At 34.9% G+C, this 23196-nt stretch carries 18 protein-coding genes, 1 pseudogene, 1 riboswitch and 1 other annotated feature; of the genes and pseudogenes, 6 read left to right on the top strand and 13 right to left on the bottom strand.

The window, feature by feature from the left end; genetic code table 11:
- Positions 1-13 precede the first annotated feature (13 nt).
- Together hflX and ACX9TM_RS09550 are read right to left on the bottom strand one after the other, a co-directional pair.
- The gene (hflX, locus tag ACX9TM_RS09555) at positions 14-1273 is read right to left on the bottom strand and encodes a GTPase HflX (RefSeq protein ID WP_000393283.1); all 1260 of its coding nucleotides are present in this window, start codon (positions 1271-1273) and stop codon (positions 14-16) included.
- 483 nt (positions 1274-1756) lie between these two features.
- Positions 1757-2293 (bottom strand): annotated as a pseudogene (locus ACX9TM_RS09550) (cobalamin biosynthesis protein CbiN).
- Between the two features lie 200 nt (positions 2294-2493).
- Between ACX9TM_RS09550 and ACX9TM_RS09545 the strand changes: the two are divergent.
- Complete coding sequence (locus ACX9TM_RS09545; protein WP_065382207.1) at positions 2494-3477, top strand: ketoacyl-ACP synthase III; 984 nt, start codon at positions 2494-2496, stop codon at positions 3475-3477.
- A gap of 46 nt (positions 3478-3523) precedes the next feature.
- On the opposite strand, the gene ACX9TM_RS09540 is transcribed toward ACX9TM_RS09545, so the two are convergent.
- From ACX9TM_RS09540 to ACX9TM_RS09525, 4 genes are all read right to left on the bottom strand, one after another.
- Positions 3524-4798, bottom strand: coding sequence for an MFS transporter (locus ACX9TM_RS09540; RefSeq protein WP_000884507.1), 1275 nt, complete (start codon positions 4796-4798; stop codon positions 3524-3526).
- A gap of 209 nt (positions 4799-5007) precedes the next feature.
- On the bottom strand, positions 5008-6756 hold the full coding sequence (locus ACX9TM_RS09535; protein WP_065382542.1) for an MFS transporter: 1749 nt from the start codon (positions 6754-6756) through the stop codon (positions 5008-5010).
- A 36-nt stretch (positions 6757-6792) separates the two neighbouring features.
- The gene (locus tag ACX9TM_RS09530) at positions 6793-7332 is read right to left on the bottom strand and encodes a PadR family transcriptional regulator (protein WP_000678333.1); all 540 of its coding nucleotides are present in this window, start codon (positions 7330-7332) and stop codon (positions 6793-6795) included.
- Positions 7333-7484: 152 nt separating this feature from the next.
- Complete coding sequence (locus ACX9TM_RS09525) at positions 7485-8288, bottom strand: polyphosphate kinase 2 family protein (RefSeq protein ID WP_000427315.1); 804 nt, start codon at positions 8286-8288, stop codon at positions 7485-7487.
- A 404-nt stretch (positions 8289-8692) separates the two neighbouring features.
- Here ACX9TM_RS09525 and ACX9TM_RS09520 point away from each other — a divergent pair, with 404 nt between their 5' ends.
- Positions 8693-9157, top strand: a complete 465-nt coding sequence (locus tag ACX9TM_RS09520; RefSeq protein WP_000823331.1) for a hypothetical protein — start codon at positions 8693-8695, stop codon at positions 9155-9157.
- Positions 9158-9372: 215 nt separating this feature from the next.
- On the opposite strand, the gene ACX9TM_RS09515 is transcribed toward ACX9TM_RS09520, so the two are convergent.
- Positions 9373-10635: an MFS transporter gene (locus tag ACX9TM_RS09515; protein WP_065382395.1), complete on the bottom strand. Its 1263-nt coding sequence runs from the start codon at positions 10633-10635 to the stop codon at positions 9373-9375.
- Between the two features lie 136 nt (positions 10636-10771).
- Here ACX9TM_RS09515 and ACX9TM_RS09510 point away from each other — a divergent pair, with 136 nt between their 5' ends.
- Entirely contained in the window at positions 10772-11257 is a 486-nt protein-coding gene (locus ACX9TM_RS09510; protein ID WP_065382394.1) for an 8-oxo-dGTP diphosphatase, read from the top strand.
- Positions 11258-11286: 29 nt separating this feature from the next.
- Here ACX9TM_RS09510 and ACX9TM_RS09505 read toward each other — a convergent pair whose 3' ends face one another.
- The 3 genes from ACX9TM_RS09505 to ACX9TM_RS09495 are packed head-to-tail and all read right to left on the bottom strand — an operon-like array spanning position 11287 to position 14442.
- Positions 11287-12912 carry a YndJ family protein gene (locus ACX9TM_RS09505; protein WP_000789387.1) on the bottom strand — a complete coding sequence of 542 codons (1626 nt, stop codon included), beginning with the start codon at positions 12910-12912 and terminating at the stop codon, positions 11287-11289.
- A 5-nt stretch (positions 12913-12917) separates the two neighbouring features.
- Complete coding sequence (locus tag ACX9TM_RS09500) at positions 12918-13529, bottom strand: DUF4166 domain-containing protein (protein ID WP_072770230.1); 612 nt, start codon at positions 13527-13529, stop codon at positions 12918-12920.
- A 4-nt stretch (positions 13530-13533) separates the two neighbouring features.
- Positions 13534-14442: a DoxX-like family protein gene (locus ACX9TM_RS09495; protein ID WP_202837904.1), complete on the bottom strand. Its 909-nt coding sequence runs from the start codon at positions 14440-14442 to the stop codon at positions 13534-13536.
- Between the two features lie 193 nt (positions 14443-14635).
- A riboswitch (Lysine riboswitch) is annotated at positions 14636-14822 on the top strand.
- Positions 14823-15024: 202 nt separating this feature from the next.
- Between ACX9TM_RS09495 and ACX9TM_RS09490 the strand changes: the two genes are divergently transcribed.
- Together ACX9TM_RS09490 and ACX9TM_RS09485 are read left to right on the top strand one after the other, a co-directional pair.
- Complete coding sequence (locus ACX9TM_RS09490) at positions 15025-16254, top strand: aspartate kinase (RefSeq protein WP_072770229.1); 1230 nt, start codon at positions 15025-15027, stop codon at positions 16252-16254.
- A 229-nt stretch (positions 16255-16483) separates the two neighbouring features.
- The gene (locus ACX9TM_RS09485) at positions 16484-16936 is read left to right on the top strand and encodes a VOC family protein (protein WP_065382355.1); all 453 of its coding nucleotides are present in this window, start codon (positions 16484-16486) and stop codon (positions 16934-16936) included.
- A 62-nt stretch (positions 16937-16998) separates the two neighbouring features.
- On the opposite strand, the gene asnA is transcribed toward ACX9TM_RS09485, so the two are convergent.
- On the bottom strand, positions 16999-17982 hold the full coding sequence (gene asnA / locus ACX9TM_RS09480; protein ID WP_000284917.1) for an aspartate--ammonia ligase: 984 nt from the start codon (positions 17980-17982) through the stop codon (positions 16999-17001).
- A gap of 70 nt (positions 17983-18052) precedes the next feature.
- Positions 18053-18311 (bottom strand) — a binding site (T-box leader).
- Positions 18312-18717: 406 nt separating this feature from the next.
- Between asnA and ACX9TM_RS09475 the strand changes: the two genes are divergently transcribed.
- Positions 18718-18852 carry a DUF3934 domain-containing protein gene (locus ACX9TM_RS09475; RefSeq protein ID WP_000047588.1) on the top strand — a complete coding sequence of 45 codons (135 nt, stop codon included), beginning with the start codon at positions 18718-18720 and terminating at the stop codon, positions 18850-18852.
- A gap of 98 nt (positions 18853-18950) precedes the next feature.
- Here the strand turns inward: ACX9TM_RS09475 and ACX9TM_RS09470 are convergent, their stop codons facing one another.
- Complete coding sequence (locus tag ACX9TM_RS09470; RefSeq protein ID WP_065382356.1) at positions 18951-22145, bottom strand: DEAD/DEAH box helicase; 3195 nt, start codon at positions 22143-22145, stop codon at positions 18951-18953.
- A gap of 118 nt (positions 22146-22263) precedes the next feature.
- On the bottom strand, positions 22264-23196 hold the full coding sequence (locus tag ACX9TM_RS09465) for a response regulator (RefSeq protein WP_000500302.1): 933 nt from the start codon (positions 23194-23196) through the stop codon (positions 22264-22266).

Here is a 23196-nt window from a genome sequence, read left to right as displayed (position 1 = left end):
GTTGCCTCTTACATTAAATTGCAAAATGCTTATACTTCTCGTAATCACTCGTCTTACATTCTATTTGTAATTTGGTACCTTCGTTTTCGTAACTCGTAGATAAAACGTGTGCATGATTATTGAAATACGAAACTACCTGTCCTTGATCATATGGAATTAACATTTCACACTTCGTATATTCTTTATAGATGTGTGAGCGAATCATTTCTACAAGTTCTTCAATTCCAACATGTTTCTTCGCTGATAAATAAACGCGATCTTCTTGCACTTTCGGAATTTCAACATCTACCATATCTGATTTATTATAAGCATAGATCGTTGGAATATTTTCTACTCCAATTTTCTTTAACGTTTCATTTGTAATATCAATTAATTGTTCATAATTTGGATTTGCGTAATCTACAACGTGAATAAGTAGGTCTGCTTCCGCTACTTCTTCTAACGTTGAACGGAACGCCTTCACAAGATGATGTGGTAATTTACTTACAAATCCAACTGTATCTGTTAATAAAAATGATTTATTATCTGGCAAATCAATATTTCGTACAGATGTTTCTAACGTCGCGAATAACATATCTTTTTCAAATACTTGTTTTTCTTCTGTACCATTATAAATTTCAAGCATTGCATTCATCGTCGTTGACTTTCCTGCATTCGTATAACCTACTAATGCTACAACAGGTATTTCATTTTTCTTACGCTGCTTTCGCTGCGTTTGACGCTGGGCAACGAGCGCTTCTAAATCTTTATTCAAAACTGAAATTTGTTCTTCAATTTTACGACGGTCTAACTCTAACTTCTTTTCACCGACACCTTTATTTTTCGTACCAACGCCGCCGCTCTGTCTCCCTAACGATTCACGAAGACCGATTAAACGAGGCATCATATACTGAAGGTGTGCTACTTCTACTTGTAGCTGTGCTTCTTTCGTTTTCGCACGTTGCGCAAAAATATCTAAAATTAAAATGGTACGATCAATTACCTTACAATCTAAATCCTCTTCTAAATTTCGAATTTGTGAAGGAGATAATTCATCATTAAAGATAACCATATTCGCATCTATTTCTTGTACATACGCTGCAACTTCTTCAATCTTTCCTTTTCCGATATAATGCGATGGATTTACTCGTTGTAAATTTTGCGTTACTTGCCCAATTACCTCTACATCACAAGCTTCCGCAAGATTTGTTAACTCTTCCATCGAATATGCAAAATCATCTTCATTACCTACATTTACTCCAACTAAAACTGCTCTTTGTAATACTTCTTCCATATATTTATTCCTCCATTTCGATTACGTAAAATAAAAAACACAGGTCGCTGCCTGTGTTTTCGTAAACGGATAAGGGTTCACCAAAGAAATAGAAGAAAGCTATGCTTTCATCCTATTTTATAGTCAAAAAGTCCCAAGATTGTATACGTATCCACAGTAAGTGTTCACTTATACAACCCCATTCTATTTATAAAGGCAAAACAAAAAGAGGGCGTATTCGTCCCTCCCTCTTTTTCACATATAAGCTTAATAAAGGGTTCCTTTAAAATAGGCAGACCAATCCCGTTCACTCTGTACACAGACAGAGCCTTTGAGCGCTATTCAATTATTGGCACAAAGTATTGAGACGTAATCTGATTAAGATCAAAGGAAGCCCCTCCGTTCATTTTAAGTTACATAAAGTGTAGCATAAGTAATTCGCTTTCACAAGGTTTAACAACCTATATCACACGAAAGAAAATCTTTATATTTTTACTTTAATCGTCATTTTTTGCGAGTTTTTCTCACAATAAAAATAACAAAAACAATCATCAATAACAAACCAATGGAAATAATAGCAACTTGCCGCCAATTTAAACCGCTCACCATCTCACCTTTTAAATCCACTTTCTTCGTCGGAACAGACTCTTTTGCAATTTGACTTAAAGCCGCTTTGTCCGCCCCTGCCTCATCCAATCTCTTCGTTCCACTACAACTATTTGTGTGTAATTGTTTTTCTGATCCTCTTTGAGTAGAAAATACTCAGTACTCTCCTCCTTCTACAAAGCGAAACATACAATCACCACCCTTTGTATATACGATAATTTGCGAAGAAGTTGTCCCTTTCCAAATTTTCTTCACTTCAAATAACACTTCAGTTCCAACCCCTGCTTTCCTTCCAACCTCAATTACTTTTCCCTCAAACACTACATCGTTTTTTTGAAATGCATCTTCTGTTGATACTTTAATACAATCACAAGCATAAGATTTCTCTGGAAAAATAATAAGAATAAAGCTATAAATGATAACGACAGGAAACATGTGTAAAATCCTTTTCAAGGAGCTCAACTCCCTTCATTATCAATTTTAGAAACTTCTCGTATATTATTTTTACAGCACTCGCCAAATTCCTTCATAGTAAGTTAAGTATTATCATTTTAATACAACAAAAATCTTTATTGACATTTTTATAACCTGATATTAGTATCAGGTTATAAAAATAAAAGTTAGGAGATGTTCCTATGCATTCTAAATCTCGTATTACTGCAATTGGTACTTATGTTCCAGATCAAATATTGTCTAATAACGATTTAGAAAAGATGGTCCATACGAATGATGAATGGATTGTACAAAGAACAGGAATGAAGGAAAGAAGAATCGCTAGCGGCGAAGAATACTCTTCAAACTTAGCCATTAAAGCAATTGAAAATTTATGTACAACATATAAGAAAAACTTAGAAGATATCGACTGTATCATTGTCGCTACTACTACTGCTGATTACGTTTTCCCTAGTGTTGCTTGCCAAATACAACAATACTTCAACATACCTCATACACTAGCTTTTGATTTAAATGCAACTTGTGCTGGTTTTACATATGGACTACACGTCGGTAATAGCTTAATCACTTCTGGATCACATGAAAAAGTACTTGTCGTAGCGACAGAGACATTATCTAAAGTTACTGATTATACCGATAGAACGACCTGTATTTTATTCGGTGATGGTGCTGGAGCTATTTTATTAGAAAGAGATGAAAACACCCCAAGCTTTATCGCTGCTCACATGGGAACAAACGGTGATGGCGGCATTCATCTATATAGAACAAACTTATCTACTACTATGAATGGCACACCACTGCAAACAAATGAAAAAATCGTTCAAAATGGAAGAGAAGTATATAAATGGGCAACACGCACAGTACCAAAAGGCATAAAAAATTTATTACATACCGTAAATATGCAAGTAGATGATATAGACTGGTTCATACCCCACAGCGCTAACTTACGAATGATCGAATCTATTTGCGAAAAATCTCAAATTCCAATACAAAAAACATTAACGAGCGTGGAATATATGGGGAATACCTCTTCAGTCACCATTCCACTCGCTTTAAATTTAGCTATAAAAGAAGGGAAATTAAATAACGGAGACACACTTTTACTATACGGATTTGGTGGCGGACTTACGCATTTAGGGCTTATTGTAGAGTGGAATTTAATTTAAGTGTATAAAAAGAGGCTCTAGTCAGTAACTAGAACCTCTTTTTCATTTAATTTCTTGCCCCTTTTCGAGACCATATCACAACAGGAATAAGTAATAACGCTAACACGCCTCCAGCCAATGACAATGCCGCATAACTTGAATTCGCTACTACCATACCTGACATTGCCCCACCAGAAGCTCCAGCTAGCGCAATAAAAACATCTATTTTCCCTTGTGTTTTAGCACGTGTAGACGGTGTTGTGGAATCAACGATTTGTGCTGTACCACTTATCAATCCGAGGTTCCATCCTAGCCCAAGTAAAGACAGAGCAACGATTAATAATAATAAAGAATCACTTGGCGCTATCGCAGCTATGACACCCGCTGCAAGTAAAATCACTCCACCAGCTATGCTCATTGTAGTTCGGCCAATTTTATCAATTAACATTCCTGTAACGAGAGATGGAAGATACATTGCACCTACATGAAAACCTATCACAAGTCCTACTGCACTTAAACCGTGACCGTGGTGTCCCATATGAACTGGCGTCATCGTCATAATCGCAACCATCACGATTTGCGTAAGTATCATTACGATTGCTCCAACTGTAATACCTCGTTTATTTTCTTTCGCTTCTTCTATTATTGGTTGTCCTTTATATGTATGTTCCTGTTTATATCTTTCTATTATGTTAGCAATAATCAAAGGATCTGGACGAAGCATAACAAAAAGAACTAGACCCGCCAGTATAAATGCTGCTGCCGATAGTATGAACGGACCTGCAAGTTTAGGAACTCCAATTGAATGAGCAAAACTTCCCATTACCCCTACTAAATTTGGTCCTGCAACTGCACCGAAAGTCGTCATTACCATCGTAATACTAACAGCCGTTGCTCTCTGCTTCTTATCTGCTAAATCTGTACCTGCATAACGAGCTTGTAGATTCGTGGCTGTACCGGCACCATATATGAGTAAAGAAATAAGTAAAAGAATAATGCTGTTCGTTAAAGCTGCCATTACAACACCAATCGCTCCAAATCCACCCACTATAAACCCTGTTGCAAGACCTATCCGGCGTCCATATCGTTGCGAAAGCTTCCCTACTATGAAAGCTGCTAATGCCGATCCTAATGTAAACATAGCAGTTGGTAATCCTGCAAACGCATCTGTTCCAAGCATTTGCTGCGCAAGAAGTGCTCCCACTGTAATACCAGCAGCTAGTCCTGCACCGCCAAACATTTGTGAAATGCTGACGATTATTAACGTTCGTTTGTATAGTTTTTGTTGCTCTTCTTCTGTGTACACATGATTATCTATTAAAGCCCCTGCCTTATCTAGCAATTCCCCATCCTCCTTTTAAAATTAATCCCTCTTGTTAATGTACTATGTATAACGTTACATATTCAATGGCATTTTCCATTCCTTCCTTTCATTCTAAAAAACTTTCTAATCATACTCGACTTATCCCATGCTATATTAAAAATACTACCATTCACAATATGCAAGGAGAAAACAATGAAAAAAAACAGGCTGCTATAGCCTGTTTTTCTTTACGCTTCTTCTACTAATCTTCCCCTTCTCTTTTTACTCAAAGCTTTCCCTTCCCAAAACAACAAACTTACGAAAGCACAAATTAAAATAATTGGCACACTTGCTTTATATAAATCTGTAAAACTCATAGCCATCTGATTCTTGGCATAATGATTCACATCATTTGAAAATGTGAGTACCTCTTTCTTTATACTTTCCTCTTGTTTTTCAACTTCTTTTGTCACTTTCCTCATAACTTCTTCTCTTTTTACATCTCTATATTCTACTGGAACTTTTCTTAATATTTCATCCGTCTTGTCGCGAATCAATTCTTCCTTTTTCTCTTTACTTAATCCCATTGTCATTGCATTTTGTTTCTTATTTATATTCGACTCTAAACTTTGATTCTCTATTTTCTCTTTAGTCATTTGTAAAATTTCAGTTTGCTCAGTACTATTCACATGAATAGTACACACCTTTTCTTCTGCATAACGATATACTTTTTCTTTATTTACAGTTAAATTGTGAGTTAAGTTAGAGACAAATATTGCGACTGCCAATACAATTCCAACTTGTCGTAACATTGATACAACACTTTGAGAAGCAGTTAACAATTCTCCTTCAAACGAAGACGCACTTAAAACTGTAATTGGCCCCACTACTAAACCATATCCAACACCTAATATCATACATGGAATAATAATTTCTATATTTGTTGAATGAACATCAATCATTTGCAACCAATAGTAGGAAAGCCCCATAACAAGAAATCCTGACAAAATAATAGTTACTTTTCCGAGTTTTTTAATTAAAGTTGCTGCAACTGGTGAGACAAAAAATATCATTGCTGAAATAGGTGTCACTAAAAAAGCCGCTTCAATTTCCGTTCGACCCTGTAGTTTCGTCAAGAATGTTGGAAGCAATACAGTAACTCCAATTAAAAATAAATTACTCAATATAACAACGATCGACGCTCCGACAAACATTCGATCTTGAAATAACTTTAAATTCACCATTGGGTTATGAATCTTTCGTTCTACTAAAATAAATAGAATAAGAGAAATAGTGCTAATTGCATAACAAGACAAAGCAATATTACTTTGCCATCCCCATGTATTACCTTTTACTAATATGAGAGTAAATGAAAAAATTGCTGTGCTACTTAATAGTAGTCCTATCCAATCTATTTTTGAGATAATACGTTCTTCATTTTTTATTTGTAGCATGATGCAACATAACACGATTCCTATTATACAAACCGGAACATTAACGAAGAACACCCATCTCCATCCTAAATTTTGCGTAATAATTCCACCTATTACTGGTCCCATAGCAGCTGACAATCCTTGTGTTACTCCTAAAATCGCAAGCGCAACATGCCTCTTAGCTAATGGCATAGCTGATACACCAATTACCATACTTGTTGGAAATAAAATCGCTGCCCCAATACTTTGTATAAAACGAGAAAAAATAAGAAAATCACCTGTATTAGCAAAAGCGCAAAGTACCGATCCACCACCAAAAATCACCAGACCCAGAATATACATCTTTGCTTTTCCAAAGATATCAGCTATCCGCCCTAACGGAATGGCAAGTACTGCAATCGTCATTGTATAAACATTTAATACCCAAGACATCTTTTCTAACGAAGTATTTACACTCGATTGTATTGCCGGTAAAGCTATATTCATAATTGTCGTATCAATCATACAAAGAAAGATACCTAGACACATTAAAAAGACAATCTTAATACCCTTTGATTGCTCCATCTTTATATACCCCTTTATTTATTGTGAACGCGTTTTTCATTCTTCTGTTTTATTGTTTTCTTTCGCCTCTAACTCTTCTAATTTTTTCTTCAAAGTCTCCACTTGTGCACTATACGATGCAATACCTACATCTAGTGAAATTTCTTCGACGAAAGTAATACCTACTCTCCACTTTTCATATTTCAATCGAAGATCTGCAATGTACGCTTCTTTTCTTTCAATTTCATCTTTAATCCATTTTTTTATTGTTACATCATCACTATAGTTACCAAAATACATTCTCATTAAAAAATCCGAACGTAAAACATCCTTCTCTACAGGCGTCTGCATGTATTGATAAAACTCTTCACGTCCTTCATCTGTAATAAAGTACATTTTCTTATTCGGTTTCCCCTCTTGCATGACAACCTCTTTTTTTATTTTCCCTTCATTCTCCAATTGTCGTAACGTTGGATAAATCATTCCAAAACTTCCATCAAAAAAATGAGTAAATACGTCTTCAAACACAATTTTAATATCGTAACCAGACAATTCCTTTTCCATTAATAAACCTAAAACAACATCTCTTCCCTTCAAAGTAAAACCCCCACACATTATATAATCAATAATCATATTAACAATGTTAATATGATTATTGATTATATACCTTATTCTGTTAATTGTAAAATGTTTCTAAATAAAAAAGCCCCAGAATTTGGTTTCACCAATTCACAGGGCCATTTTCTTTTTTACTCTTTCACACCTACATCTTGCAAAACTTCAATATCCTCTTTCATTTCATAATAATAAGAAGGCAATTCTATACCATGTTCTAAGAAATAATCCTCAATGAATGAAATAATAATTTTTAACGTTTTCACACGAGCATACAATTTATCGTTACTTTCAATAATATGCCACTTCGCATTTGGCTTACTTGTTTTTTCAAACATGTCTTCCATCGCTTCAACATATTCATCCCATTTTTCACGATTACGCCAATCTTCGTCTGTAATTTTCCATCTTTTCAAAGGATTTTTCTCTCTATCTTTAAATCTCTTTAACTGTTCCTCTTTACTTATATGGTAGAAGAACTTCCCCATTATGTAATGGTCATCTGTTAGTAGTTTTTCAAAATCATTAATCTCATCATATGCTCTCATCCACTCTTCCTTTGTAGCAAAACCTTCAACACGCTCAACTAACACACGACCGTACCATGAGCGATCAAAAATGGTAATTTGCCCGTACTGTGGAATTTTGCGCCAGAAACGTTGCAAATAATGGTAACGTTTTTCATGAGGTGCAGGCGCTCCAATTGGATCTACTTGGAACCCACGTGGGTCAAGATGTTCCGTCACCCGCTTAATTGCCCCACCTTTACCAGCCGCATCCCATCCTTCCATAACAAGCATAACCGCGATTTTTTCTTCTTTCAAAATTTGTTGTAATGCTAATAAGCGCCTTTGATATTTTTCTAATTTCTTATTGTACTTAGATTTTGATTCAATTTTTTTCGTTAAGTCTACTTTAGCAAGATGTCCATTTTCCATAAAACAAATCCCCCTTGTTGTATGACAATGTTATTTTAACATATTTTTGGTAATTTTTTCATATCCTAAATAGCTGTGTAGAAACATCTCTACACAGCTTCCCTCTCTAATTTCACATATACAAGCACATTTAACTACATTAAAATAAATAATTTATACGGAATTCTTAGTATATTTTTTTTATTAAAACGTAAAAATAGCCCTTTTAAAAGGGGCAGTAATCTAAGTATAGAAAAAACAAATTTATTCTTTCTTACTACATACGTAATTATGCCAGCTATAAGAGTAGTGAATAATATATTAATTCACTACTCACAATAACCACTTTACATTATATGGTATATTAACTCGTAAAAAGAAGATAATAACAAGTAAATCCATTAAAGAATGGGAGCTCTTAAAAAATGAAACGAAAAATATTAACTCTCTTTACGCTTATATGTTTAGCACTACCAATGCAAGCTAGTGCTTACACATTTCAGTCACTGCCGATTGCGTCAAAGTCTAAACAATGGTATGTCGAAATTGATAAATCCCATAATCCAAACAAGCAAGCAATCCAGCCAAAACAAGGTGTATTTGATACGTATAGTTTACTCGTAAAAAACATCGGTCATGATGTATCAAATGTATCTGTGGAAATACTTGATAACAATCCTACCTCTAAAGCTACCTTTAAACCTTCTACACCTAATGAAAACATTTCTAAAAGTCATACAAGCTTTGACTACATGGTATTCCCATTAGACTTTAATAGTCATAATTTTAAAGTTGTGATCACTTGGGAAGAAAAGAATTTCTCTTATAACGGCCATCCGGTAAATGAAGGTAAAAAAATGAAACAAACATTTGTATTTAATGAAGAATAAGTCCTAATTTCTTTAGGGCTTATTCTTCTTTTTTGAAACCTACTTGTATCGCTTCCGTCACTTCTTTTGTGATTTCTATTTTTGTTGCTTCCATACTAATTTTTTTGTGCCAAATGTGTATGGAAGGCTTTTCATTACAAAGATGTTTTATTAATACTAGTTGATTATATGCTAAGTTATTTTCTATATAGGTCTAGCCCTCTTTTCCCATATAATCAATTAAATCGACGAATACTCGGTACAGACAATGCGATTCCAATTGTTAAAATTACTAAACTAGCTAGTGTTATAATAGTTATCTCGCCACCTATGACAGTAGCTAACCAGCCTACAACTACGTATCCTAATGGCAATAAAGCAAAAGAACCCAACATATCAAGGCTTGCCACTCTTCCGAATGCTTCTTCTGGTACAAGCTCCTGTAAACTCGTTTCCCAAATGAGTCCAAATATCATCATGCCAAATCCTTCAATTGCCATTAAGAATATTAAAGCGGGTGCCCAAGAAATGAATGGCATAATTAATAAAGCAATGCCACTCATTAAAACACCTCCATAAGCCAGTAATCCTCTCTTATGCCACAGCTCTTTCCCACCAAATATTAATGCGGCAATTACAGCCCCACCACCAGAAAAGGCCATGCCAAGTCCATACACGTAAGCTTCAAAATGATGATGAACATTAAATAACCATGGAATTAATACGACGATAATACCGGCATAACAAATATTTATAAAAGAAAAAACTAAAATTGTAATCCACAGCCACGGATGACTTTTTAAAACGAAAACACCTTCCATAAACTCTTGTTTGTAATTAAGCTTACTCTTTTCAATGGGTTTTACTTTTTTAAACTTAATTTCTTTTAAAAATAATAAACATAAAAATGATAATAAGTACGTTGCTGCATCTAGTCCGAAACCTATCCCTGCAGATGCAACCGATACGATTAACCCACCAAGTGCTGGCCCAATTAATCGTATACCTTGATTACTCATTTGAGTGAGTGCGTTAGCTGCATTACGAATTTCAGGGACGAATACTTTCGCCCTTACAGCAGAATATGCTGGTTGGAATATCCCTTCCATAAGTCCGTATATGGCAACGAGAATATATAAAATCGTAATTGTTAATAAATCCATAAATATAAGCGATGCAAGTAATAGCATTAATATACAGCGGATTATATCCGTAAATAACATTAACCTAACCCGATCAATTCGGTCTACAATTAAACCCGCAAACGGTAAAGCAAGAATATTAGGTAGCATGTACATTGCCATCGTCATCCCCATTACAACTGTTGAACCAGTTAATGAATACACAACAACTGGAAGTATGACCATAGTTATCGAACTACCTAAGGTCGAGAGTAATTGTCCAATCCATAAAAACTTAAAGTGCGTTGATACTTTAACTGGTAATAATAATTTTCCAATATAACCTAAACTTTTCTCCTTTTGTATTTCCCCTTGCATGTCTCTCCCCTCTTTTCAAATGACTATAGAATACATAATATATGACTGAAAATTTATAATATTATATTTCTAATTATATAAGAAACAATTATGTTATGGTAAAATTATCAAAAAATATAAAGGAGAATACATCATTATGCCTCCAAATCCACATAACATCGAACACCAGATCTATACAATGTGTATGATCCAACGTAACAATGAAATTTTACTCATAAAACGCCCCAACCATCGAGGTTTCCCCGGCTACATCGCTCCTGGCGGCAAAGTAGATTTCCCCGAAAGTATCGTTCAAGCCGCTATAAGGGAAGTAAAAGAAGAAACCGGATTACTTGTTTCGGATTTAAATTTTAAGGGATTAGATGAATATGTAAATCCGAAAGGGAATGTTCGGTACATGGTATTCAACTACTGGACAGACTCATTTGAAGGTGAACTTCTTTTAAACCCACCTGAGGGCAAATTATTATGGATAGCAATCAATACCGCACTAAAGCTTCCTATGCAAACTTGGTTTAAAGAAAGATTCTCATTATTTTTTAAAAAAGGCACTTTTGAAATTCAACGTGTTTGGGATGATGAGCTAGATAAACAAATTTCTATGACAATTACCCATACATAAAAAAGCTTGGAAACCCATCCAAGCCTTTCTTACTTCTGTGCAATTTTTTCAATCTTATAATGAATATGTAAAAATTCAAGTCCAAATAGCCACATGCTATGATGAGCTGTTAACATTTTATCCTTACCCTCTGTAATGATGAAAGTCTCTGCTAACGGTAAACGGATTGTTAAGAACCGAGTATGTAAATAAATCCCCTCATCTCCCTGGCCATTTTCTCTTAACTTACTAGTAATGATTAAATCATGATTATCATTATATAGTTTCAAAATACCAGTCATATTCGAATAAGGTAAAGGTAAGGCGATATTCATATATGTCTCATTCTTATTTGTATGCTTTGAATAAAGAGCTACAAAAATAGATTCACCTGCTTCATTTTTCCTTATCCAAGCCCTTACATTCTCTCTTCCATCTTTCTCATCTATTACACTAATGATAGAGCCATGCATCGTTTCCCAATTGCCGCCCATCCCTAAATGTATTTGTCCTACATGCTTGCTCATTTTCTCATAACAAAATGCAAATAGGCGGAACCAACGAGCCCATTTAATATTTGATTGCAACTCATACTCTGTTGTATTTTCATAAAAACGAATAATACTTAAAGGTACCTTCGTCACGTCAAATGACTCACTATGAAAATCAGTTATTTGATCAACTAAACCGTTGTATTCCTTACTGCCTACTAAATTGCCACTATATAAAAAAGCCTCACCAATTGCCACACTTCCTCTTAATTTACTCATTGGTTTCCCATAGTATTTATAATTCGGAACACTCTTTTCGATCATCCAGCCGACAAATGCCGGTAACGCTACTCCAATTCCGTTGACAACACCGTGAATCCAAACCATTTGAGCAATTGTAATCGTCATTACATGCTTCAAATTTCCGTATGAATATATAAGTGAGAACATAATTGTAACCATGAGTGTACTAGACGAAACGATTAAAAGAATCTTTGCACTGATAGCATTAAATTTTGCTCTCCAAACGTAAAATCCATATCCATAAATGGCACATAAATATAGGAGCACTGCAAAAAATTCAAATATTCTCGAGTATGTAATTCCTATTGCAACTGTCATAGGTGAAATCATGATGATAAACATAATAGCATCATATACTTTACTTCTCTTTTCTCTTTTTCTCCCTATTAAACCAGCTGATAATGGCAATAGAAACGCCGAATAATGAAAATGCGCTGCTGTGAGTAAAACAATGTCAGAGCTAAAATGCATAATTGAAAGTTTTGCTACTGAAGCAAAAAACCAAAAACCACCTAAAAACAAATAAATAAACGCACTATCTATGGCGATTTCTTCTAACGGCTTCCATCCTCTTTCTAGCAATCTACTTACACCAAATAACGCAACAATTCCTGTATATACAAACCAAACTAGCGCAAATACATTGTAATTTGTGACGAAAGCTAGCATTGCACAAATTGCTGCGATTGGATATAAAAACGATACGAATTTATAAAATAATAAATACGATCCATCTCTTTTTCTTTTATCAATAATACAAAGTGACATTGGTATAAATAATAAAACAGACAATAATATAATTGCTTCAACAGGATTTATATTCGACCACTCATATATTAGAAAAACAACATAACAAGCAAGCCCAAATATTATATTTTTCATATCGTTTATTTCCTTTCCACAAATGTTCCCTTATATGAAAAAAGCGAGCCAATTAACGGGTTTCGTACTTGTACATGAATTCGAAAACACTGTAGTGTTGCATCATAACTTTCAACAATTTTTGCTTCACCATACAAAAATTTTGGTAACTGCATTTTTCTTCCAAACATATAAAACCATTGTTTCTTTGAAGAAATATGCATTGCCCCTAACTCATCGATATGAAAATGCAGTGTAGAAACGAGTAAATGTGGTTCGCCAAAATAATCTACAATTTCATTTTTGTTTTCATCAAACTGCATAACTGCATTAAAATATCTTTTCTTATTATGGAAATAAAAAGTACGGTTCCACCTTACTAATTCTTGTCCATATTCATCTCGCTCAGCTATGTTTTGTATCGTAAATGGAATTTCCTCTCCTCGTTCCGAGAAAAACATTCGAAACTTCGATGTAATTTTCAATATAAATTTCACGAAAAAAGAGCCACCGTAAATTTCATCCATTTTTCCTTCCCCTGTAAAACTATTCTCTTCTGTAATCGCATAACGCTTCTGCAATTCAGGATGAAGATTTTTATAGGTATCCCCTAATAATCGTTCATACATATTAGCCATACACTTATCCCTTTCTCGCCCTCTTGCAATTTTTCGCGCTTGGTAAATCGAAACTATTTATATAACCGACAATTGATAACCCCATTAGAAGAACATTTAATGTAATCGGATTAAACGGCCCTGTAAAGCTTGCAATATTCGTAAATCCTGCTGCTAACGTTAAAACTAGTAATACAATAATATGCAGTATAAATAATTTTCGTTTTATTATTGGCAACAGCCATACGACGCCGAAAATTATTTCTAACATCCCAATTATTTTAAGTATACATATACTACTTTCATTTGAACCGATTAATACAGAAAGCATCTTTACTTCTTCTAAATGAGTAAACAGTAGTTTTGGCACTATCCCTTGATATATCCATACAAAAGCAAATAAAAAACATACGAGCCAATACGTCATTGTTCTTCTAATTAGTAACCTAGGATGAAGCCCCTTTTCTAACCATAATTTTAAAGCATCAAAACTCCAAGCAGCCGCCCAACCTAATAACGGCCGAAATATATAGCAATCTATTACATTCCCTACACGACCAAATCTTGTATCATAATCATATTGTGTCTCAAAATGGATGTATTCTTTATTTGGCGTATACTTCCAATAACCACGTCCTATTTGAATAAGAGATAATGTATTATCCGTCCAAAATTTTAAAGAAGAAATTCTTTCACCAGTTTCTTTTCTTATTTCACCTATTGATTCCCCTTCTCCAGCTATTTCAAGCCCAAATCCAATCTTTGTTTTATACAAAAACTTCTGTGGTTCTCCTTCTTTTTTCTCTAAATACGAAATTTCAGTAAAGCGAGCATCCCACACTGTATGTATATGTGGTTCTTGCGTATATTCCCATAATTTTTCCATCGTCGTGTTCATTTTTGTCGCAACATAAATAGGCTGTTTCCTTTTCATTCTCCCCACCTCCTATGCACTATAAGTTTAATGTACATGCAATGAATTTATTTTGCTACATTTTTCACAAACTTCCTCAGAAAAAAGAAAGAATTTTTAAAATATATATAAAACACTTGATTCCCCGAAAAATTTAAATTATTATAAAACAAATGTTACCAACAACTTCATAAATCAAACACTCTCGCCTAAAACGTGAGATAGAGGTTGCGATACTTATGAGTATTCTAATGGAGACACAGAGATGTCTATGAACTTAGATGAAAGGAAGTATTGCCGAAATTGATAAATTTCTCTGCATTTATCAATTGGGGCTGTTTTCGAATAGAAACAGAACTGTCATATGTACAGACGTGTACGTATGAAGAGCTATCTACAAAAAAGAGATATCATTTTTTATGATATTCCTTTTTTGGCGGTTTTTTTATTAGCTCCGTTTTCTGTTTCCCTTTTCCTGTAACAGCACCATCCTCACTTATTTGAGATGGTGTTTTTTGTTTGTCTTTCTGGTAACTACAGGAGTATTGGGATTGATATATTTCCTAATCTATTCTTAAAAATAGACGAAAGAAGGAATTTGTAATGGAAACAATTGTTCAAAAATTTGGTGGCACTTCTGTCGGAAGCGTCGAACGCATTCAACATGTAGCAAATTTAATTATTGAAGAATATGAACGAGGTCATAGCATTGTCTCTGTCGTTTCAGCAATGGGAAAAAGCACAGATGAACTTGTCGCACTCGCTAACGCTATCACAGAAAATCCAAGTAAACGTGAAATGGATATGCTTCTATCTACAGGAGAACAAGTAACTATTTCATTATTAACAATGGCACTGCAAGCAAAAGGCTATCATGCAATTTCATTAACAGGGTGGCAAGCAGGTATCACGACAGAATCTGTACATAGTAGTGCACGGATTACTGACATTCATACAGATCGTATTCAATCTTATCTTGCTGAAGGTACGATTGTTATTGTAGCTGGTTTCCAAGGAGTCAGTGAAGATTTTGAAATTACAACGCTTGGACGAGGCGGTTCTGATACAACTGCTGTCGCATTAGCCGCTGCACTTAAAGCAAAAAAATGTGATATTTATACGGATGTTACAGGCGTATATACGACGGATCCACGAGTTGTAAAAGATGCTTACAAATTAGACGAAATTTCTTATGACGAAATGTTAGAGCTTGCTAATCTCGGTGCTGGCGTATTACACCCGCGCGCCGTTGAGTTTGCTAAAAATCATAACGTAGTTTTAGAAGTTCGCTCAAGTATGGAACAAGAAAACGGAACAATTGTAAAAGGAGAATGTAACATGGAACAACAATCAATCGTTAAAGGTATTGCATTTGAGGATAATATTACACGTGTCACAATTAAAGGACTAGAACAAGGCTCGCTTTCAACAGTTTTCTCTACATTAGCAGCAGCACACATTAATGTAGATATCATCATTCAAAGTATTACAAATGAAGGAACTGTACATCTCTCCTTCTCCATTCACTCGAATGATTTAAGAGAAACTTTAGAAGTTTTGGAACAAAATCAAGAAACTCTTCACTATGAATCTGTAGAACATGAAAATCACTTAGCAAAAGTATCAATCGTAGGATCTGGCATGGTATCTAACCCAGGTGTCGCTGCAAATATGTTCACTACTTTAAAAGAAGAAGATATTCATATTAAAATGGTAAGTACATCAGAAATTAAAGTGTCTGTCGTTATTGACCGCCTTCATTTAGTAACAGGCGTTGAGGCGCTGCATCAATCATTTATGGCGAAAATTGAGCCTTTCGTGCAAATGAGCTAATTTGATATGTTTAGTAACGCTTATAAAAAAAACATATTAATCTACTTCCTTCCTATTAAATAAAAAGCTATTCGTTAACAAGATGCTATATGATATATTAAAAAACACCTTGTCACATTTTCCTATACTGTGACAAGGTGTTTTTGACTGAAAGGAATTTGTAACTACTTAGTAGTATAATTATGAGGATAATTAAATAATAAACTTTTATACATAAGGAGATAAGACTATGGCAAAAAACAAATTACTACGAATGGACAATGTCAGCATCGTTGTAGAATCCCTTGATAACGCAATCTCTTTCTTTGAGGAGATTGGCTTGAATCTCGAAGGTCGAGCAAATGTCGAAGGTGAATGGGCTGGTCGCGTAACTGGACTCGGTTCTCAGTGCGTAGAAATCGCTATGATGGTCACTCCAGATGGCCACAGCCGAATTGAACTTTCGCGATTTCTCACCCCTCCTACTATAGCAGATCACCGAACAGCTCCTGTAAACGCCCTCGGTTATCTACGCGTCATGTTCACTGTCGAGGATATTGACGAAATGGTATCCAAACTCACTAAGCATGGTGCAGAGCTCGTTGGCGAAGTAGTTCAGTACGAGAACTCGTATCGTCTCTGCTACATTCGTGGAGTCGAAGGAATTTTAATCGGTTTGGCGGAAGAACTCGGTAATAAATAAGCAAGTGAAGTTTTATAAAAAAGAGGGAATAGCTATATATTTAAGCTATTCCCTTACTTCTATTAAAACAGATGAATGTTTTCTTTCTTGCAAGCTTCACGTAAATCGTCAGGCCATACAGAAGATTGAACTTCACCGATATGTGCTTTACGTAAGAAGTACATGCACATTCTTGATTGTCCAATGCCACCGCCGATTGTTAATGGTAGTACGTCTTCTAGTATACCTTTATGGAAATCATACTCACGTTTGAAGTCTTCACCAGTTTTCGTTAACTGCTCATCAAGTGATTTACTATCAACACGAATTCCCATTGATGATAACTCAAATGAAGATTGTAGTACTGGGTGCCAGAATAAAATGTCACCGTTTAATTTCCAATCGTCATAATCAGCTGCGCGTCCGTCATGCTTTTCACCTGAACGAAGTGCATCACCAATTCCGATAATGAAGACTGCACCGTGTTCTTTTGCAATTGCATGTTCACGATCTTTCGGTGTTAATTCTGGATATTTATCTTCTAATTCTTGAGAAGTAACGAAAACAATTTCTTCAGGTAAATACTTTCCAAGGAACGGATATTTTTCAAATAAGTGATCTTCTAAATCTTTGAATATTCCATAAATTGTTTGTACTGTTTTTTGTAAGTATTCAACAGTACGCCATTCTTTTTGAACGATTTTTTCCCAATCCCATTGGTCAACATAAATGGAATGCGTTGCATCAAGTTCTTCATCACGACGAATCGCGTTCATGTTTGTATATAAACCTTCACCAGCTTCATATCCGTATTCATGTAATGCAAATCGTTTCCATTTCGCTAGTGAATGAACAATTTCTAATTCTTCTCCTGAATGTAACATATCAAATTCAATTGGACGTTCTACACCGTTTAGGTGATCGTTTAATCCTGATTTTTTCGTTACGAATAATGGTGCAGATACGCGGAATAGTTCAAGGCGTTTTGCTAATTGGTCCTCGAAAAATGTTTTAACTTCCTTAATTGCGATTTGAGTCTCTCTTACTGTCATTAATGATTGATACATGGTGGTTTCCTCCTAAAATGTTTGGATGTTGTGAAAAGAAGCCAACAAAAAAAGCCCTTCTTTCCCAAAAAACTGGGACGAAAGGCTTTGGTTCCGCGGTACCACCCAAATTAGCAACAGAGGTTGCTCACTTATACAATACGGAGATGAAATATCTCGATACTGTTCTTCTTGTAACGGCGAAGTTCCCGGCTAAGTCTACTTTCCTATAAAGGATTTCGGTTAGCAACTCCAGGAGGTTCTTCATAATAGGCTTCGTATCAGGCTCACACCACCCCTGACTCGCTTAAACTACGTCCTACTACTACTCGTCCTTTCATAGTCGTTTTGTTGTCACATCTCTGAAACATTTTATTAATGATTATTCTATACAAAAAATAAAGAAAGTCAACAAAAAGTTTTAAAATGTTTTTCAATTCTTTATTTTACGGCTTTATTGATTGTTGTTAATTTAACATCTTTACTTTTTCTGCCTCGTCAATCCCAAAAATGTTTCACTGACCGAAACTAACGTATACACAACAATTAATGTGATCGTTCGGAATATAGAATCTGCAGTATTTCTTATTATTTTCATTTTCTTTATAATTCCTTTCAGTTTACTTGCAAATTCATGTTATACTATAGCATTCAAGCAGTTTATTTTTACTTAAAGCAATCATAGTCATTTATAAAGAGTATTTTCTAAATCATTGACTATTATCAAATAAGATTTTTATATAACGGAGTGATCATATGAGTAAAACGAAAGCAAAACCGAAAAAAGGTGTAGGACAAGGTACAGGAAGTAAAGGATGGAACCGTTGGCAATCAAGTGCAAAGAAAAAGGCAGCTGCCAAACCCTACAAAAGTAAAGGTACAAAGAAGTAATTTAAATAACATTTGATTTCTTTACTTTGCACAAAACAAAATATAATTATTACAACAAAAAGCTATGCTTTCACATGTGAAAGCATAGCTTTTTCATATTAAATCATTAAAATATCTCTTATTTCTTCCTCCGTAATGGATGCTAATTTTTCTTCTCCTGGCTCAATCACTTCAGCAATTAAATTTTTCTTACTTTCTTGCAGTTCATGCATTTTCTCCTCAATTGTTCCGTGGGCTACTAGCTTTATAACTTGTACTGTATTTTTTTGCCCCATTCGATACGCTCTATCAGCCGCTTGTTGTTCAACAGCTGGATTCCACCATAAATCGTATAATATTACTGTATCTGCACCAGTTAAATTAAGTCCGGTACCACCAGCTTTTAAAGAAATGAGAAATAGATCCCCTTCTCCTTCGTTAAACCGATCGCACAGCTCTACACGATCCTGCGCTGGTGTACTCCCGTCTAAATAAAAGTATGGAATTGCTTGTCGATTTAACTCACGACCAATAATGGAAAGCATCTTCGTAAATTGAGAAAAAATTAATATTCTCTTCCCTGTACTTCTACATTCCTCTAAAATCTCTAACAGTTGTTCAAATTTAGCTGAACTTCCTTTGTAATCATCAACAAATAAAGCAGGATGGCAACAAATTTGTCGCAATCTCGTTAAACCAGCTAAAATTCTAATTTTATTTTTACGTAACGTATCTTTGTCTAAATGCTTTAACGTTTCTTCCCTTAGCTTCGCTAAATAAGCAGCATAAAGACTCTTTTGATCGGGTAATAACTCCGATGATTGTAAGTGCTCTATTTTCTCTGGCAACTCATTTAATACGTCCCCTTTTAATCGTCTTAATACGAATGGTTTCACTCGCTTCGCTATATCTTCACGCCTTAAATCACCGAACTCTTTTCTTCCTGGTAACAATTCTGGGAAGACGACATGGAAGATAGACCATAGCTCTTCTAATGAATTTTCTACAGGTGTACCCGTTAGCCCAAAACGGTATTCAGCTTGAATTGTTTTCACAGCTCTTGCCGTTTGCGTTGTAGGGTTTTTAAACGCCTGCGCTTCATCAAGGAATAGTGTATGAAATGGTCTTGCATACAATCTTATATCTCTTCTCAGTAATGGATATGACGTAATTACAACATCAAATTCCGTTATATCTTTCAAAATTTTCCGGCGCTCTGCTTGAATTCCATCTGCAATAACTGCTCTAATATGCGGGGCGAATTTTTTCAATTCACTAAACCAATTATAAACAAGAGATGATGGTGAAACGACTAATATTGGCAGTTTCTTTTCTCGAATCTCAGTCAAAACAGAATCTATAAAAGCAATGCTTTGCAACGTTTTTCCAAGTCCCATATCATCTGCTAAAATACCGCCAAAACGGTAATGAGCAAGTGTTTTCATCCATTCGAACCCATATACTTGATACTTTCTCATTTCTGCATTTAAAGTATTTGGCACAGCAAACTTTAATTTTTTCGGGTTTTGAATGTTTTCTACTAACTCTTGAACAGAATCATCCAAACTTAAAACATTGCCTTCGTGAAGTCCGTTCATCCATTTTACACTCCGAATAAGCGGAACATTTACCTCTTCTCCATGTAAAAATTCTTTCCGAATACCTGATTCTTTTATAAACTGATTAATTTCATTAAACTCTTTACTCTCTAGCGACAAAAACGAACCGTTCGCCAATCGATAATATTTACGTTTCTCTTCAAGGGCCGCTAATACACCTTTAATTTCTGCTTCTGGTATTCCTTTTATATCAAAACGAAATGACAACCAATCAATTCTTTCTTTTCTTCTCACTCTAATAAGAGGAACTGCATCCCCTTTACTAATTCGCAATTTGATTGCTGTCGTCGCATAAATATCAACTAAACCTTTTAATGTTGGCACGACGTGATATAAAAAGTTATACTCAGCTTCTTCATTATGCATAAAGTAACCGCCTTCTGTTTTTGCAAAGGCACTTTCACTCATAATGTCTAAAATCTCTTTTTCTTTTTTCTCATCACGATTAAAAACAGACGGCTGTCCATCCTCTTCTAGCGGATTAATCATGACGTTCCCATAGTGAAATTCAAGACCTGCTAATAAGCGATTTTTCACGCGGTCTAAATACAATTTTGCTTTTAGCGAAGGTGTTTCAACACGATCCGATATTACTTCATCAATGTGTACAGTTCCGAGCTTCATTAATCCCGGTACAACTTTCGCGACGAAATGTTCCATCTTACTTTCTGGAATATAAAACTGATTACTATTTGAGCGACTCATCATCTTTTGTAATTCAATAAGTCGCATACAATCTTCAATGTGTAAGTGATATAATTTCCCATCGTAAAGTGCATTGTTATACATATCCATAACTTGTACACGATTTAAACCCTCTATATGAAGTGTAAATCCGCCATTATTTCCCTTCGTAAATTCAAAGTGTAACGGCAACAACCCTTTTGAAACTTGTAATCCCTGAAACAGTTGTTCATTTTGTTTCAGCTGTACATATTCAGCTTTAGAAAGTGAAAAGAGCATATCTTTCCATGAAGCTGGTGGTATAAATATCATACTTTCATCTTGTTTCGCGTGTACTTCTAGCGTATCTTCATACATTTTTTCGTTATGATACATTTTAATGAGCTGCTGAATAATCGCATCCGTTTCTTGTTTAAAACTATGTACATCTGGTGTATATGTAAATTCATTTGAGCAATGAAAAGACTCTCTTTTCTCCACCTTAGAAAGAAATTCTCTAATATGATTTATGAAATACACTTTGGCAAGTTTCAATTGAATTCCAAGAAGAGCCCCACCACTTCTCGTAGCAACTGGTGTACATATAAACTCAATATCTAATATTTCACGTGTATCAAAACGGTGTTGTTTACTTTTTGGCCTCAGTGGTTTGTCTGCAAACAGCTGAAACATACCACTTGTCAATTGATCATTTCTGCTACTAGTGGAGCTCATTCCACCTATTTGTTGATTATAGTTTATTTGTATTAATACTGCTGCAACATGTTGACAGTACGTTTGAAAAGACGCTAATGAAGGACAACTACATTTTGCAACAACATCACCCTTTTTGGCTTTTGCTACTGTAACATGGAAATCCTCGTTCCCTTTTACTGTCGCCTCACAAATTTCTTTATTTTCATCGTAATGATCTATTATCACTTTATTTGATTTATAATAGGCTTCACCTCTTTTATATGAGGTCTCTCCGCACACTTCTTTAATAATCGATTTATTCAATGTGAAACTCATCGCTTTGACACTTCCTTAATATAAAACCATTTTCTCTTACTTAACATTTTACATGCTCCACGAGAAAATATAAAATGTTGATTTAACAAAAGAAGATGCTTATTTATAAGCATCTTCTTCACTCTATCTCCATCAACCTCTTCGCCTCAAAATACAACACTTGAATAAACTTCTTCGTATTAATTCGCGTATGACCAGAAGATGCGAGTTCATCTTTCGTCATTTCTGTCATCCGTTTTCTAACTACGGTAAAATCGAAAAATTTTGGAGCATAGCTTTCAAATTTTGGATTTGAAAAGTCTGTTAATCCTAAAGAAGCCAAATGATTTAACGACTGATAAATAGCTCGACGTACTCTTTGTTCAGACGCTTTTTTCTCTTTATCAATATCCGCCTCTAAAGCTAGATCCCCTAATTTCCTTATCGTAATATGATGAAAAATTTCTTTTAACGCAGGAAAGCCAAACTCAAATGTCTGTGCCTTTTCTTGACCATATAAATATTCCAGCATACTAAGTAAATCTTTACTTCCATTCTCTCCCGCAATACCGAGTTCTGATAGTAAAAAGCGTCCTAAATCCCCTATCTTTTTTCCTTCTTGCACTGGTTCAGTACGCAATTGCGGCTTTTCCCACTGAAACACGTTATTCAATGATTTTTGAATATCATGTATAGAACGCTCCAATCTAATACGCTCCATCACTTTGCGTACAACAGATACAACTTCGATTTTGTTTAATGGTTTTGTAATATAATATTCTACACCAAGTGTATATGCCTCACCTATAAGCTGCTTCGATTCCACTTGAGAAATCATAATGATTTTCCCCGTGAAAGTTGACGCAATGTGACGAACTGTTTCAATTCCGTCCCTCATCGGCATCAACAAATCAATAAATAAAATATCTACTTTTTTAAAATTTAGTTGATCCGCTTCAATAAAAGCTCCGTCATCCGCCTCACCAATTACTTCTCCAAGATCTCCATCTTCAATAATTTGCGAAAGCATCGAACGGAAAACTTCATCATCGTCTACGATATAATAAAACAA

This window comes from Bacillus sp. LH1, assembly GCF_057924895.1.
The sequence above is the reverse complement of the archived record's forward strand: the minus strand, read 5'-3'. Positions and strand labels throughout refer to the sequence as shown.